Genomic DNA, 14,724 nt, shown 5'->3' on the forward strand with positions numbered 1-14,724 from the left:
AACCCGGCCGGAAGATGTTGCTCAGGCAGGGAGGATGGTGGCAGAGTCAGTAGAAATCTATAACAGTCAGCGGCCACATCTGTCGCTGAAATACAAAACGCCTGATGCAGTGCATCAGGCGTTTTAACGGCATAACGTGTCAACCTATGCCAGGACTAGTCACGATTATTCAGTACACCACTTCGTGGCCATAGCTGGCGAGAATGTTTTTAACGCGTTCCATCGTCTCTTTCTGCGGTGGTTTCACCCCATCCAGCTTGTACTCTTCACCCATCGCAATCCATTTATGCTTACCCAACTCATGATAGGGCAGCAATTCAATCTTCTCGACGTTTTCCATGTCACGTGTGAATTCACCCAGCCGATGCGCGGTGTCATCATCGTCAGAATAGCCCGGTACCACAACAAATCGGATCCAGGTCCGCTTGCCTTTTTTCTGCAGATAGCGGGCAAAGTCCAGCGTACGATGATTCGACACGCCCACCAGAATCTGATGGATATCGTCATTCATCTGTTTCAGATCGAGCATCACTAAGTCAGTCACGTCGAGCAGTTCATCGATTACCGGATCGTAGCGGCGTACGAAGCCGTTGGTGTCGAGACAGGTATGGATGCCCTCGGCCTTGCAGGCGCGGAACCAGTCACGCACAAATTCAGCCTGAAGAATCGCCTCACCCCCTGACGCAGTAACACCGCCGCCAGACGCATTCATAAAGTGTCGATAGGAGAGCACATCTGCCATCAGCGCCTCGACGCTGATCTCTTTTCCGCCGTGAGTATCCCAGGTGTCACGGTTGTGACAGTAGAGACAGCGCATCAGGCAGCCCTGGAAGAAGGTGATGAAACGGATGCCGGGACCGTCGACGGTCCCGCAGGATTCAAATGAGTGGATACGACCGTTAACTGACATTGCGATGTTTCTCCAGTGAGTCTGCCGGGACAGACGGCGCAATCTCTGTTGCGCTCAGGGCAGGAAATCGATTCTGAGGGGAACCTTGATGAAGATGACCATCAGAACAGACTTTTAAGGAAAAGGCTCCGCGAGGAGCCTTTTTATCGGGTTTGGTCGTGATTACAGTGACTGTGTGAAGGTACGGGTAATCACATCCTGCTGCTGCTCCTTAGTCAGTGAGTTAAAGCGTACAGCATAACCAGAAACGCGAATCGTCAGCTGCGGATACTTCTCAGGATGCTCCATCGCGTCCAGCAGCATTTCACGGTTCATGACGTTGACGTTAAGGTGCTGGCCGCCTTCGATGCTGGCTTCATGATGGAAGTAACCATCCATCAGACCGGCAAGGTTGGTTTTGCGCACATTATCATCTTTACCCAGTGCGTTTGGCACGATTGAGAAGGTATAAGAGATACCATCTTTCGCATAGGCAAACGGCAGTTTAGCGACAGAAGTCAGTGAAGCCACCGCACCTTTCTGGTCACGACCATGCATCGGGTTCGCACCGGGTCCAAACGGTGCGCCAGCGCGACGTCCATCCGGCGTGTTACCGGTTTTCTTACCATACACAACGTTCGAAGTGATAGTCAGAACAGACTGCGTCGGCACGGCATTACGGTAGGTCGTCAGCTGTTGAATTTTCTTCATGAAGCGTTCAACCAGATCGCAGGCCAGGTCATCAACACGGGCGTCGTTGTTACCGAACTGTGGATATTCACCTTCGATATCGAAGTCGATCGCCAGACCATCTTCGTCACGAATCGGTTTCACTTTGGCGTATTTAATTGCAGAAAGTGAATCCGCAGCTACAGAAAGACCGGCGATACCACAAGCCATGGTGCGATAGACATCCCGGTCATGCAGGGCCATCAGTGCCGCTTCATAGCTGTACTTATCATGCATGTAGTGGATGATGTTCAGCGAAGTCACATATTGTTTCGCCAGCCAGTCCATGAAGTGATCCATACGCTCCATGACGGTGTCGAAATCCAGCACGTCGTCGCTGATTTTATCGCCTTTCGGTCCGACCTGCATTTTCAGTTTTTCATCCACGCCGCCGTTGATTGCGTAAAGCAGCGTTTTCGCCAGGTTGGCACGTGCGCCAAAGAACTGCATTTGTTTGCCGACAACCATCGGGCTCACGCAGCAGGCGATGGCGTAGTCATCATTGTTGAAATCAGGACGCATCAGGTCATCGTTCTCATACTGCAAAGATGAGGTATCGATAGAGACTTTAGCCGCGTATTTCTTGAAATTAATTGGCAGTTTTTCTGACCACAGGATGGTCATGTTTGGCTCAGGTGAAGGACCCATGGTGTAAAGGGTATTCAGGAAGCGGAAAGTGCTTTTTGATACCAGTGTACGACCATCAACGCCCATGCCTGCCAGTGATTCGGTTGCCCAGATTGGGTCACCAGAGAACAGCTCATCATATTCCGGGGTACGCAGGAAGCGAACCATGCGCAGTTTCATGACCAGATGGTCAATCAGTTCCTGAGCCTGTTCTTCCGTCAGCTTACCGGCTTTAAGATCACGCTCAATGTAAACATCCAGGAAGGTCGAGACGCGGCCAAAGGACATGGCAGCACCGTTTTGTGATTTAACGGCAGCCAGGTAACCGTAATAAGTCCACTGCACAGCTTCCATCGCGTTGGTGGCCGGACCGGAAATGTCATGACCATATTTTGCGGCCATCTCTTTGATCTGGGCCAGCGCACGATGCTGATCGGAGATCTCTTCACGCAGACGAATGGTCGCCTCAAGATTCACACCATTCTCTAAATCTTCCTGCAGTGATGCGAACTGAGAGAATTTATCCGCCATCAGGAAATCGATGCCGTATAACGCCACACGACGATAGTCACCGATAATACGACCACGACCATAAGCATCAGGAAGACCGGTCAGAATACCTGATTTGCGGCAGCGCAGAATGTCCGGGGTGTAAACATCGAATACACCCTGGTTGTGTGTTTTGCGGTATTCAGTGAAGATTTTTTTCAGAGAAGGGTCGAGTTCACGGCCATACACTTTGCATGAACCTTCAACCATTTTGATGCCGCCATAAGGAATGATGGCGCGTTTTAATGGCGCTTCCGTCTGCAGACCAACAATTTTTTCCAGAGACTTATTAATGTAGCCCGCGTCGTGTGAGGTAATGGTGGAGGCGAGATCGGTGTCGAAGTCGACTGGCGCGTGGGTGCGGTTCTCAATTTTGATGCCTTCCAGCACGCTTTCCCACAGCCTGGTTGTCGCTTCAGTCGCGCCCGCCAGGAATGACTCATCACCTTCATAGGGGGTGTAGTTTTTCTGAATGAAGTCGCGCACATTGACGCTGTTCTGCCATTCGCCTTCAGCAAATCCTTCCCATGCTGAAGCCAGTTTTGCATTAAGTTCGGTCATAATATACCTGCCTTATATGAAGAGACTTTACGGTCGGGCACAGTCAACGTCCTGTGCCGTCAAAAATGCGTTTAATGTACCTGGTCACCTTTGCGGAGATAGATAACCCAGTAAGTCAGCCCAACCAGAACGCCACCGCCGATGATGTTACCGATCGTTACGGGAATCAGATTATGGAGAATAAAGTTACTGACGGTCAGCGAATGAAACTGTGCAGCCGTGGTGCCAGCAGCCTGCCAGAACGCAGGCGTTGCGAAGTCGCGGATAGTAATGGCATAGGGAATGAGAAACATGTTAGCGATGCTGTGTTCGAAACCGCTGGCGACAAACATCCCAACAGGTAGAATCATCACGACCAGCTTATCGGTCAGGCTGCGACCGGAATAGCTCATCCAGACGGCAAGGCAGACCAGCAGATTAGCTAATGTACCCAGACAGACGGCTTCTATAAAGGTGTGATGCATCTTGTGATCGGCGGTTTCCAGGACATTTAATCCCCATGCACCATTCGCAACCATATGCTGTCCGGCAAACCACATCAGGGCGACAAAGAAGAGCGCACCTGCCAGGTTACCGGCGTAGACGTTAATCCAGTTGCGGGCCAGCTGACCCCAGCTGATGCGACCACTGGCTTTAGCCACGACGATCAATACCGTCGAGGTAAAAAGGTCGGCACCACATACCACGACCAGCATCAAACCGAGAGAGAAGCAGATACCGCCAATCAGTTTGGCTATGCCATAGGGCATCGCGCCACTGCCGGTAGTCGCTGTAATATAAAAAACGAATGCGATTGAGATGAATACGCCAGCGTTTATTGCCAGAAAGAAGGTAGTAAAGGGGTGTTTGGTTGCTTTATAGATACCGGCGTCTTCGGCCACTTTCGCCATTGCGGCTGGTAATAAAAGATTAAAAGGGTTGTCAGTTTTCACACTAACTTACTCCTGAAGTTGTCTGAAAAAATACTAACAAAGGAGTATAGGTCAGTAATTGATGTGGATCATGTTTGCCGAAATGGTAGCCAGGTCATCGCGTGATAATGAAAATATAATCGCGTAACTATATGAAAATAAACGTTTAAATAAATTTTAAAAATGCAAATATATTTTAAAGAGATGCGGTTACTCGCGCTTTTAATTCATCCGGTGTTATAAATTAACTTCTTATATGTTAAGTAAAATGATGGAATGTGGCGCGAGTTATTTTTATTACAGCTAATGTTTCATTGAGATCGCGGGAAATTATGGCACCAGATAAATCCAGTGCCATGTTGAGTTGTCTATTTCCCGTTTAAGGCGTTACGCCTTACGCTTTTTTCCAGTAATGACGTTTAGCAGCTTGCAGTTTTTCGTAGGCAGCAAGCAGGGATTGATGGGCAGGGAATGTCTGCAACTCTTCATCCACAGCCTGAAGCCCATTAAACGGATTCTCACCACTGATAGCGGCGGAAGCTGCTTCCATTGCGCTCTCACCATACATACGCAGGAAGGCGTGATGATACTGCAGCGGATCGCGCTCATCTTCCATTGCCAGCAACAGCAGGGTCTGCAGGCAACGATAGTAATTAGCCCGCTCTGGCGTAAAGATTGAGCTGTTAAACTCCATGGTCCACTCGGTCCAGATCAATGCCTGATCCAGATCGCCGCCTGCCAGCGCCAGCATCGCTTTTAATTCGCCAATACGCAGCGTGTACCAGCCGTTGTCTTTACCGGTTGCCAGGCCCAGCAGCTCGCGAATACGGGTGAAGTCGTCAAAACCTTCATCATCCAGCTGTCCAATCAGATCCAGATACTCTTCCGGATTCCAGTTGCTGGCAGGCAGGGCAAGCAGGGTTTCACGAATGCCAGCACCCATGCTGTTATTTGCCAGGAACAGATCTTCCGCCGGGTAGATATCAGACATGCCAGGTACGATGATGCGGCAGGCATAGACGCCCAGATGCTCGTAGTCAGCGATATAGACTTCCTGATCTTCTGAAGCGAAGATCGCCATTAGCGTAGCAAATTCCTGCTCGGTGCTGCCTGCAAAAGACCAGTCGACAAAGGGATAATCTGCCGTCTCTTTAAACAGATCCCAGGAGATCAGACCGCTTGAATCGATAAAGTGTGTTTCAAGGTTGGCATGTTCAGCCACTTCTTCATCATCAAAGGTTGGTGGTGTAAATACATCCAAATCTTTGAGGCTTCGGCCCTGCAGCAACTCGGTGACGGTACGCTCCAGCGCCACACCAAAATCAGGATGCGCACCAAATGAGGCAAAACAGGTGCCGTTGGTCGGGTTAAACAGCACCACACAAATAACCGGATATTTGCCACCCAGCGAGGCATCATAAGCGAAAATCGGGAAGCCTTCAGCTTCAAGGCGTGCAATCGCTTCAATGACGTCAGGATAACGCTGCATCACCTCATCAGGAATGGCCGGCAGGCTGATTGCTTCCGCAATAATGCGGTTTTTAATATAGCGCTCAAACACTTCTGACAGCCCCTGAACACGTGCTTCATTCGCGGTGTTACCTGCAGACATGCCATTTGAAACATAGAGGTTGCCGATGATGTTCATCGGGATATAGACGGTTTGCTGATCGGACTGGCGGGTAAAGGGCAGAGCGCAGATACCACGCTCAGCATTGCCGGACTGCAAATCAATGAGGCCAGAAGCCGTCAGAGCATTGTCGGCATCGTAAAACGCGTGCAGGCGCGCATCCAGAATGCCTTCAGGTAAGGAATCATCCTCTGGTAACGCAAACCATTTTTCATTGGGATAGTGAACAAAATCACCGTTAGCGATCTTTTTCCCCAGCCAGAAGTCAGCAAAAAAATAGTTAGTAGAGAGACGCTCAAAATACTCGCCCAGTGCAGAGGCCAGTGCCGCTTTTTTACTGGCACCTTTACCATTGGTAAAGCAGAGCGGGCAATCGCGGTCGCGGATATGCACAGACCAGACATGGGGAACAGGATTAAGCCAGGAGGCTTCTTCAATATTAAAGCCAAGATCCTGCAGCTTGTTCTGGAAACGCGCGATGGAGTCTTCCAGTGCGGCATCTTTGCCCGGGATAAATGTTTGCGTCATAGTGCCGCTCTCTCTGTTGTCATAGGGTGCGTAAAGCGCGCCATGATACGGATTTTGCTAACTGACCGCTATCAGGGCGGGACATTTTTACCGGCTTAGTTTACCGACGTAGTTTTCATCACAGCGGCACTCTGACCAAACGCAGATTGATGGGGCTGGATATAGCCTCACAAAATTCCGTTCAGATTTGCATTGGTAACATAACCTCCGGCGAGCCGGATTCAGAAAATGTGACCGCACCCTGATTTATGATTGCAGCTATCAGAATGCAGTGATAAAACCGGATAGTTATTCATAACCGTTCGATATGACAGTGGTGAGGGGAAATGACGCAAGTTTATAATTTTAGCTCTGGCCCGGCGATGCTACCGGTTGAAGTCCTTCGTCGTGCAGAACAGGAGCTGACGAACTGGCGCGGTCTGGGTACCTCTGTAATGGAGATCAGTCACCGCAGTAAAGAGTTTATTCAGGTGGCTGAGGAAGCGGAGCAGGACTTCCGTGATCTGCTAAAAATACCGGCTAATTACAAAGTTTTATTCTGTCATGGTGGTGCGCGTGCGCAGTTCGCTGCAGTACCGGGTAATCTGCTCGGGCAAGCGACCAGCGCCGACTATGTCGATGGCGGCTACTGGGCGCACAGTGCAATTAAAGAAGCGGAAAAGTATTGTTCCCCGCGCACGCTGGATGTGAAAACCACCCGCGATGGTAAACGTGCCATTCTGCCGATGAGCGAATGGCAGGTGAGTGAATCGTCTGCTTACCTGCATTTCTGCCCGAATGAAACTATCGATGGCATCGCTATTGATGAACAGCCCGATTTTGGCAGTAAAACTGTTGTGGCTGACTTCTCATCTACCATTCTGTCACGTCCGATCGATGTGAGCCGCTATGGCGTGATTTATGCAGGTGCGCAAAAAAATGTCGGTCCGGCCGGGTTAACGCTGGTTGTCGTTCGCGAAGATCTGCTGGGTCAGGCGCACGCCTCTGTACCTTCAATTCTTGATTACAAAGTGCTGGCGGATAACGATTCGATGTTTAATACCCCGCCAACATTTGCATGGTATCTCTCAGGCCTGGTGTTTAAATGGCTGAAAGAGAAGGGCGGCGTGTCTGAAATTGATCGTATCAATCAGGCAAAATCTGACCTGCTTTATGGCGTCATCGATCACAGTGGCTTCTACCGTAACGATGTGGCTAAAGAAAACCGCTCACGCATGAATATTCCTTTCCAGCTGGCGGATGCGTCACTTGATGCGCTGTTCCTGGAAGAATCATTTAAGGCGGGATTACATGCGCTCAAAGGACATCGTGTAGTAGGCGGTATGCGCGCCTCTATTTATAATGCGATGCCGCTGGAAGGTGTGAGGGCGCTGACCGATTTCATGGTCGACTTTGAACGCCGTCACGGCTGATTATTAAGAGATCAGCGTTGATGCTGATGCCAGACCTCGTCATAGGGCGAGGTCTCTGTATTTTTTGAGGATTTCGTTTCACATGCAGGACTCCCTGACTCTCCAACCTATCGCGCGCGTTGATGGCACCGTAAATCTGCCTGGTTCAAAAAGCGTTTCCAATCGCGCATTGCTGCTGGCTGCGCTGGCTGAAGGTACAACCCGTCTCACCAACCTGCTTGACAGCGATGATGTGAAGCACATGCTGAATGCGCTGACCGCGCTGGGCGTAAGCTATACGCTTTCCAGCGATCGCACCGTATGTGAAGTGAAGGGGAATGCCGGCCCACTGCACTCCTCTCAACCGTTGTCGCTGTTTCTGGGCAATGCCGGCACCGCAATGCGTCCTCTGGCCGCTGCACTCTGTCTGGGTGAGCACGATATCGAACTGACCGGCGAACCTCGTATGAAAGAGCGTCCAATCGGGCATCTGGTTGATGCGCTTCGGCAGGGTGGAGCAACTATTGAGTATCTGGAAAACGAAAACTATCCGCCGCTGCGTTTACGCGGTGGTTTCACCGGAGGTGACGTCAGCGTGGATGGCAGCGTTTCCAGTCAGTTCCTGACAGCACTGCTGATGACCGCGCCGCTGGCACGGCAGGATACCTGCATCACTATCAAAGGCGATTTGGTTTCCAAACCTTACATTGATATCACTCTCAATCTGATGCAGTGCTTTGGCGTTGAGGTTGAGAACCAGAGCTATCAGCGCTTCCTGATTAAGGGACAGCAACAGTATCAGTCACCAGGCGATTACCTGGTTGAAGGCGATGCCTCTTCCGCCTCCTATTTCCTGGCTGCCGGCGCAATAAAAGGTGGTACGGTTCGCGTCACCGGTATCGGACGCCAGAGTGTGCAGGGCGACATCCGTTTTGCTGACGTACTGGAAAGGATGGGTGCGGTAATTGAGTGGGGCGATGATTACATTGCCTGCACGGCCGGAAAACTGCAGGCCATTGATATGGACATGAACCATATCCCGGATGCTGCCATGACCATCGCGACCACTGCGCTGTTTGCAGAGGGCACGACCCAGTTACGTAATATTTATAACTGGCGTGTAAAAGAGACCGATCGACTGAGCGCAATGGCTACAGAGCTACGTAAAGTGGGAGCGGAAGTTGAAGAAGGCCATGACTATATCCGTATTACACCGCCAGCGACGCTGATTCATGCTGATATTGGCACCTACAATGATCACCGTATGGCAATGTGTTTTTCGCTGGTTGCCCTTTCCGATACACCAGTAACTATTCTCGACCCTGGCTGTACAGCCAAAACCTTCCCGGACTATTTTGTTCAGCTGGCTAAAATCAGCCAGCACGCCTGATATCGCCTTTCCGGTGCGGTTCCGCACCGGATCTTCCCCTGATTTAATCTGGCTTTAACCTTACCGATATCCTCTGAATTGACTAACATTTCGAACCCGGTCAGTGCGAAAGGGTAACCAAGCCTTGCTATGCAGCGTATAATGCTAAGCATTAAGGGTGGCCTGAAGGTCATAATGCACGCAGCAACAGGAGGGAAAAATGACAGTAACTGCCCCGGTCATAACTATTGATGGGCCAAGTGGAGCGGGAAAGGGAACCCTGTGCAAAGCGATGGCAGAATCGCTGCAGTGGCATCTGCTGGACTCCGGTGCTATTTATCGCGTGCTGGCGTTAGCGGCATTGCATCATCAGGTGGACATTGAATCTGAAGAAGCGCTGGTACCGATTGCTGCACATCTTGATGTGCGCTTTTTGTCACAAAACGGTGAAATGCAGGTCATACTTGAAGGTGAAGATGTTACCGGTGAAATCCGCACTCAGGAGGTCAGCAACACCGCCTCACGTGTCGCTGCGTTTCCGCGGGTGCGTGAAGCGTTATTGCGCCGCCAGCGCGGTTTCCGCGAGATGCCAGGCCTGATCGCTGATGGCCGTGATATGGGCACCGTGGTTTTCCCGGATGCGCCAGTAAAGATTTTCCTTGATGCCAGCCCGGAAGAGCGTGCTCAGCGACGTATGCTACAGTTGCAGGGAAATGGCTTTAATGTTAACTTTGACCGCCTTTTAGCCGAGATAAAAGAACGCGACGACCGCGATCGTAACCGCGCAATTGCGCCTTTAGTCGCTGCTGCCGATGCACTGGTTCTGGACTCTACTGAGATGTCTATCGACCAGGTCATTGAAAAAGCGCTACACTATGCCCGCGAGAAGCTGGGCATTCCGGCTTAACTGAATTTATCACCCTGTACCACGGATCTGGTGCCGGGCATGTGAAACAACCCCATCCGACATGAAGTCAGATGGACGTTAAATTGAAGAATCCTGAAGATTATCAATATGACTGAATCTTTTGCTCAACTATTTGAAGAATCCTTAAAAACAATCGAAACCCGCCCGGGTTCTATCGTTCGTGGCATCGTCGTTTCTATCGACAAAGATGTCGTTCTGGTTGATGCGGGTCTGAAATCTGAATCTGCAATTCCTGCAGAGCAGTTCAAGAACGCAGCCGGCGAACTGGAAATCCAGGTTGGCGACGAAGTTGATGTTGCTCTGGATGCAGTGGAAGACGGCTTCGGTGAAACCCTGCTGTCCCGTGAGAAAGCTAAGCGCCATGAAGCATGGATCACGCTGGAGAAAGCTTACGAAGACGCTGAAACTGTTACCGGTGTTATCAACGGCAAAGTTAAAGGCGGCTTCACAGTTGAGCTCAACGGTATCCGTGCGTTCCTGCCAGGTTCACTGGTAGATGTGCGTCCGGTGCGCGATACGCTGCACCTGGAAGGCAAAGAGCTTGAGTTCAAAGTCATCAAGCTGGATCAGAAACGCAATAACGTCGTGGTTTCACGTCGTGCGGTTATCGAATCCGAAAACAGCGCAGAGCGCGATCAGCTGCTGGAAAACCTGCAGGAAGGCATGGAAGTTAAAGGTATCGTTAAGAACCTCACTGACTACGGTGCATTCGTTGATCTGGGCGGCGTTGATGGCCTGCTGCACATCACTGATATGGCATGGAAACGCGTTAAGCATCCAAGCGAAATCGTTAACGTTGGCGACGAGATCACCGTTAAGGTGCTGAAGTTCGACCGCGAGCGTACCCGTGTTTCTCTGGGTCTGAAGCAGCTGGGCGAAGATCCATGGGTTGCTATCGCTAAACGCTATCCGGAAGGCACCCGCCTGACCGGTCGTGTTACCAACCTGACTGATTACGGCTGCTTCGTGGAAATCGAAGAAGGCGTTGAAGGTCTGGTACACGTGTCTGAAATGGACTGGACTAACAAAAACATCCATCCGTCTAAAGTTGTTAACGTAGGCGATGTTGTTGAAGTTATGGTTCTGGACATTGACGAAGAGCGTCGTCGTATCTCCCTGGGTCTGAAACAGTGTAAATCTAACCCATGGCAGCTGTTCGCTGAGACGCACAACAAAGGCGATCGTGTTGAAGGTAAAATCAAGTCAATCACTGACTTCGGTATCTTCATCGGCCTGGACGGCGGCATCGACGGTCTGGTTCACCTGTCTGACATCTCCTGGAACGCGACTGGCGAAGAAGCCGTTCGTGAGTACAAAAAAGGCGACGAAATCGCTGCCGTTGTACTGCAGGTTGATGCAGAGCGCGAGCGTATCTCTCTGGGCGTTAAACAGCTGGCAGAAGATCCGTTCAACAACTACATCACTCTGAACAAGAAAGGTGCCATCGTCACCGGTAAAGTGACTGCAGTTGATGCTAAAGGTGCTACAGTTGAATTAGCAGACGGCGTTGAGGGTTACCTGCGCGCTTCTGAAGCTTCACTGGACCGCATTGAAGATGCAACTCTGGTTCTGAACGTTGGCGACGACGTTGAAGCTAAGTTCACCGGCGTTGATCGTAAAAACCGTGTCGTAAGCCTGTCTGTCCGTGCGAAAGACCAGGCTGATGAGAAAGAAGCTATCAATACTGTTAACACCAAACAGGAAGAAGGCAATTTCTCCAGCGCTATGGCTGAAGCGTTCAAAGCGGCTAAAGGCGAGTAATCGACCTGAAGCACCGGGTGGGCAACCACCCGGTTTCGGTAAAAGCTGTCATACATTCCCACAGGAATAAACCGGAGGTTACATGACCAAGTCAGAACTGATCGAAAGACTGGCGGGACAGCATACTCACATACCGGCGAAAGTCGTTGAGGATGCAGTAAAAGAGATGCTTGAGCACATGGCCACTACGCTGGCACAAGGCGAACGCATCGAAATCCGGGGATTCGGCAGCTTTTCTTTGCACTATCGCGCTCCGCGTACTGGACGTAACCCGAAAACGGGTGACAAAGTGGATCTGGAAGGTAAATACGTTCCCCACTTTAAGCCAGGCAAAGAGCTGCGCGATCGCGCAAATATCTACGGCTAAGCCGATACCGAACCCGATAAACGACATCTCCGGATGTCGTTTTTTTTGCCTGCTATTCAGGTTGAGACCTGACATCCAGATTTGCTCATCCTCACTGCAATGCCGCGCTCTCCTTGCGAGACGACTCCAGCCTCACTCATCGCTCACTGTTAATTTCTCCCCAATTGTTCAGAATAATCGAACGCAATCAATGGACACGATTATGCTGACATGGACCGTTCTGGCGCGACTGGCGATCGTTGCAACGTTACCGCTACTGCTAATGGCGCGGCTGCCATCAGGTGAGGCGATTCTGCTGCTTATCCTCGTGGGTCTGGCTCTGCTGCATTGCGCTTACCCGCCGCTTCGTCTGACCGGTATCACTCTGCTGTTTCTGGCATGGGCCTGTAACGACGCGCGTCTGATGGTGAGGGATATCGAACAGCTCTCCGCACGGCCCGCAACCTTTACCCTTCAGATTGATGAACTACGAAAAGAGCGGAAGCAAATCCGGGTTCGTCTGCTGGAAGAGCAGGGCAGGATAATATTTCCGCCTCGCTTTGCCTGGCTCTTTTTCGATACTGATCCAGAGATTTACTGTCCGGGCCAGCGCTGGACTATGCACCTCCGTCTGCGACCGGTCCATGCCCGCCTCAATGAAGGCGACTTTGATGCACAGCGTTTTGCACTCGCGAATAATACGCCGCTTCAGGGGCGGATTCTTAAACAGGATGCTATCAGCGATCGCTGTGATGGCCGCTGGCGATTTATTGTATGGCACCGTGACAGAACCCGTGAAATGCCTTCGCGTGGCACGCTGGAGGCGCTGGCATTTGGTATCCGGGAAGAGATGAGCCCGCAGACGCGCCAGCTACTGCGTGATACCGGCACGGCGCACCTGATGGCGATATCGGGCATGCATATTGCCCTGGCAGCCAGTACTGGCTGGATGCTTGCGCGAGGCGTGCAGTTTATATTGCCAGCCCGCCTTATCGGCTATCTTTTTCCCCTCATCGTGAGCTGGCTGTTTGCAGCAACCTATACCTGGCTTTCAGGGGCGCAGCCTCCTGCAGCCCGTTCTCTGCTCGCCCTGACGCTATGGTCGATAACACGGTTTGCGGGTATTCAGCTGAACAGCTGGCAGATCTGGACATTCTGTATTGCGTTGCTGCTGGTGATGGATCCGCTGACCGTGCTGTCTGACAGCTTCTGGCTTTCAGTACTGGCTGTCGGCATGCTGCTGGTCTGGTATCACTGGTTTCCGCTGCCTGCACATTTCCGCCATCAATGGCGCTGGATCCCGCTACAGCTACTGCATTTGCAGGCGGGCATGATGATTTTAATGGTGCCGCTACAGGTGGCGATATTCAACGGGATCAGCCTGACCGCGCTGGTGGCCAATGTCGTTGCAATCCCGGTCGTCTCATTTATTACTATGCCCCTTGTAACACTTGCCATGCTGCTGCCGGTAGCGCATTTATCTGCATTCTTCTGGGGTACGGCCGATCTCTCTTTACGCACACTGTTTTATTGCCTGACGTTGCTGCCGCCGGGCTGGTGGCCGTTAAATGGCACAGCCTGGTTTACGGTCATGGTATGGGGTGGCCTCATTCTCTGGCGTGCGCAGTTTTTCTTCTCACTGCCATTAAGCAGCTGTGCGATAGCGCTGGCGATGATAGTAAGTCGCCAGCCAGAACCTGAGCAGGGCTGGCGCATCGATATGCTGGATATCGGCCATGGCCTGAGCATAGTACTCACTCAGGGTAACGAAGCGGTGATATATGACACAGGGCCACGCTGGCAGAACGATAATGCGGGGAGCCGGGTGATCATTCCCTGGCTGGAGCGCAGACAGCTACGTTTAAAACAGGTCATCCTCAGTCATAACCATCTGGATCATACGGGTGGGCTGCAGGCGATTACGCAACGCTGGCCCGCGGCCGAGGTAAGAAGCGCGCTGGCGGATAAAACGCACTTACCCTGTGTACGTGGTACGCAGTGGCGCTGGCGGCAGCTCCACTTCCGGGTTGTCTGGCCGCTGACGAACCCTTTAGCCGGTGGGAACAACGACTCCTGTGTCATCATCGTCGATGACGGTCAGGTCCGGCTGATGTTAACCGGTGATATCGAAGCTAAAGCGGAACGTCAGCTGGTGGCGCTGGAGAAGCAGGGGCTGAAGGCCGATATCCTGCAGGTACCGCATCATGGAAGCCGTACTTCGTCCACCTCCCTGCTACTGCGCAAAACTGAAGGACACACCGCGATTGCCTCTCTGGCACGCTACAATGCCTGGCGCATGCCCGCGAAAAATGTGCTGGAAAATTACCGAACGGCTGGATTTCAGTGGCTGGATACGGGCCAGTCAGGACAAATCAGTATCAGGATAGAGCAGGGCAGAGTGCAGGTATCTACCCTGCGGGAACAATTAATGCCCCGTTGGTATCATCAGTGGTTTGGCGTCAAACGCGAATCCAGGTAGAATGGCCGGCTATTTCCAACAGCGTG

The 14,724-nt window shown here is 51.6% G+C and carries 11 protein-coding genes; 7 read left to right on the top strand and 4 right to left on the bottom strand.

Features of this window, described 5'->3' with window-relative positions; genetic code table 11:
* A partial coding sequence (locus F3I44_RS02485; protein ID WP_150019289.1) for an integrase core domain-containing protein occupies positions 1-127 on the top strand: 127 nt, incomplete at its 5' end.
* 42 nt (positions 128-169) lie between these two features.
* Here F3I44_RS02485 and pflA read toward each other — a convergent pair.
* From pflA to ycaO, 4 genes are all read right to left on the bottom strand, one after another.
* Positions 170-910: a pyruvate formate lyase 1-activating protein gene (gene pflA / locus F3I44_RS02490; protein WP_150009919.1), complete on the bottom strand. Its 741-nt coding sequence runs from the start codon at positions 908-910 to the stop codon at positions 170-172.
* 162 nt (positions 911-1,072) lie between these two features.
* A complete protein-coding gene (pflB, locus tag F3I44_RS02495; RefSeq protein WP_150009917.1) occupies positions 1,073-3,355 on the bottom strand; it encodes a formate C-acetyltransferase in 2,283 nt (760 codons plus the stop codon).
* Positions 3,356-3,426: 71 nt separating this feature from the next.
* Positions 3,427-4,287 carry a formate transporter FocA gene (gene focA / locus F3I44_RS02500; protein ID WP_150009915.1) on the bottom strand — a complete coding sequence of 287 codons (861 nt, stop codon included), beginning with the start codon at positions 4,285-4,287 and terminating at the stop codon, positions 3,427-3,429.
* A 373-nt stretch (positions 4,288-4,660) separates the two neighbouring features.
* The gene (gene ycaO, locus F3I44_RS02505; RefSeq protein WP_150009913.1) at positions 4,661-6,424 is read right to left on the bottom strand and encodes a 30S ribosomal protein S12 methylthiotransferase accessory factor YcaO; all 1,764 of its coding nucleotides are present in this window, start codon (positions 6,422-6,424) and stop codon (positions 4,661-4,663) included.
* A 326-nt stretch (positions 6,425-6,750) separates the two neighbouring features.
* On the opposite strand from ycaO, the gene serC reads away from it, so the two are divergent.
* The 6 genes from serC (at position 6,751) to F3I44_RS02535 (ending at position 14,698) form a co-directional block, all read left to right on the top strand.
* Positions 6,751-7,836 carry a 3-phosphoserine/phosphohydroxythreonine transaminase gene (serC, locus tag F3I44_RS02510; protein ID WP_150009911.1) on the top strand — a complete coding sequence of 362 codons (1,086 nt, stop codon included), beginning with the start codon at positions 6,751-6,753 and terminating at the stop codon, positions 7,834-7,836.
* An 82-nt stretch (positions 7,837-7,918) separates the two neighbouring features.
* Positions 7,919-9,205 (top strand): 3-phosphoshikimate 1-carboxyvinyltransferase, encoded by a 1,287-nt coding sequence (aroA, locus tag F3I44_RS02515; RefSeq protein WP_150009909.1) that lies wholly within the window; start codon positions 7,919-7,921, stop codon positions 9,203-9,205.
* 199 nt (positions 9,206-9,404) lie between these two features.
* Positions 9,405-10,091 carry a (d)CMP kinase gene (cmk, locus tag F3I44_RS02520; RefSeq protein ID WP_013357315.1) on the top strand — a complete coding sequence of 229 codons (687 nt, stop codon included), beginning with the start codon at positions 9,405-9,407 and terminating at the stop codon, positions 10,089-10,091.
* Between the two features lie 108 nt (positions 10,092-10,199).
* The gene (rpsA, locus tag F3I44_RS02525) at positions 10,200-11,873 is read left to right on the top strand and encodes a 30S ribosomal protein S1 (RefSeq protein ID WP_003849352.1); all 1,674 of its coding nucleotides are present in this window, start codon (positions 10,200-10,202) and stop codon (positions 11,871-11,873) included.
* Between the two features lie 82 nt (positions 11,874-11,955).
* Complete coding sequence (gene ihfB / locus F3I44_RS02530) at positions 11,956-12,240, top strand: integration host factor subunit beta (RefSeq protein ID WP_003849360.1); 285 nt, start codon at positions 11,956-11,958, stop codon at positions 12,238-12,240.
* 202 nt (positions 12,241-12,442) lie between these two features.
* Positions 12,443-14,698, top strand: a complete 2,256-nt coding sequence (locus F3I44_RS02535; RefSeq protein ID WP_190285882.1) for a DNA internalization-related competence protein ComEC/Rec2 — start codon at positions 12,443-12,445, stop codon at positions 14,696-14,698.
* Positions 14,699-14,724: the final 26 nt, after the last annotated feature.

Origin of the sequence: Pantoea sp. F_5 (genome assembly GCF_008631595.1) — a bacterium.
GTDB classification, from domain to species: domain Bacteria; phylum Pseudomonadota; class Gammaproteobacteria; order Enterobacterales; family Enterobacteriaceae; genus Pantoea; species Pantoea gossypiicola.

Bases quoted from the DNA above. Each gene is read 5' to 3' on its own strand.
- pflA (WP_150009919.1), bottom strand. From the start codon at position 910: ATGTCAGTTAACGGTCGTATCCACTCATTTGAATCCTGCGGGACCGTC.
- pflB (WP_150009917.1), bottom strand. From the start codon at position 3,355: ATGACCGAACTTAATGCAAAACTGGCTTCAGCATGGGAAGGATTTGCT.
- ycaO (WP_150009913.1), bottom strand. From the start codon at position 6,424: ATGACGCAAACATTTATCCCGGGCAAAGATGCCGCACTGGAAGACTCC.
- serC (WP_150009911.1), top strand. From the start codon at position 6,751: ATGACGCAAGTTTATAATTTTAGCTCTGGCCCGGCGATGCTACCGGTT.
- aroA (WP_150009909.1), top strand. From the start codon at position 7,919: ATGCAGGACTCCCTGACTCTCCAACCTATCGCGCGCGTTGATGGCACC.
- cmk (WP_013357315.1), top strand. From the start codon at position 9,405: ATGACAGTAACTGCCCCGGTCATAACTATTGATGGGCCAAGTGGAGCG.
- rpsA (WP_003849352.1), top strand. From the start codon at position 10,200: ATGACTGAATCTTTTGCTCAACTATTTGAAGAATCCTTAAAAACAATC.
- ihfB (WP_003849360.1), top strand. From the start codon at position 11,956: ATGACCAAGTCAGAACTGATCGAAAGACTGGCGGGACAGCATACTCAC.
- F3I44_RS02535 (WP_190285882.1), top strand. From the start codon at position 12,443: ATGCTGACATGGACCGTTCTGGCGCGACTGGCGATCGTTGCAACGTTA.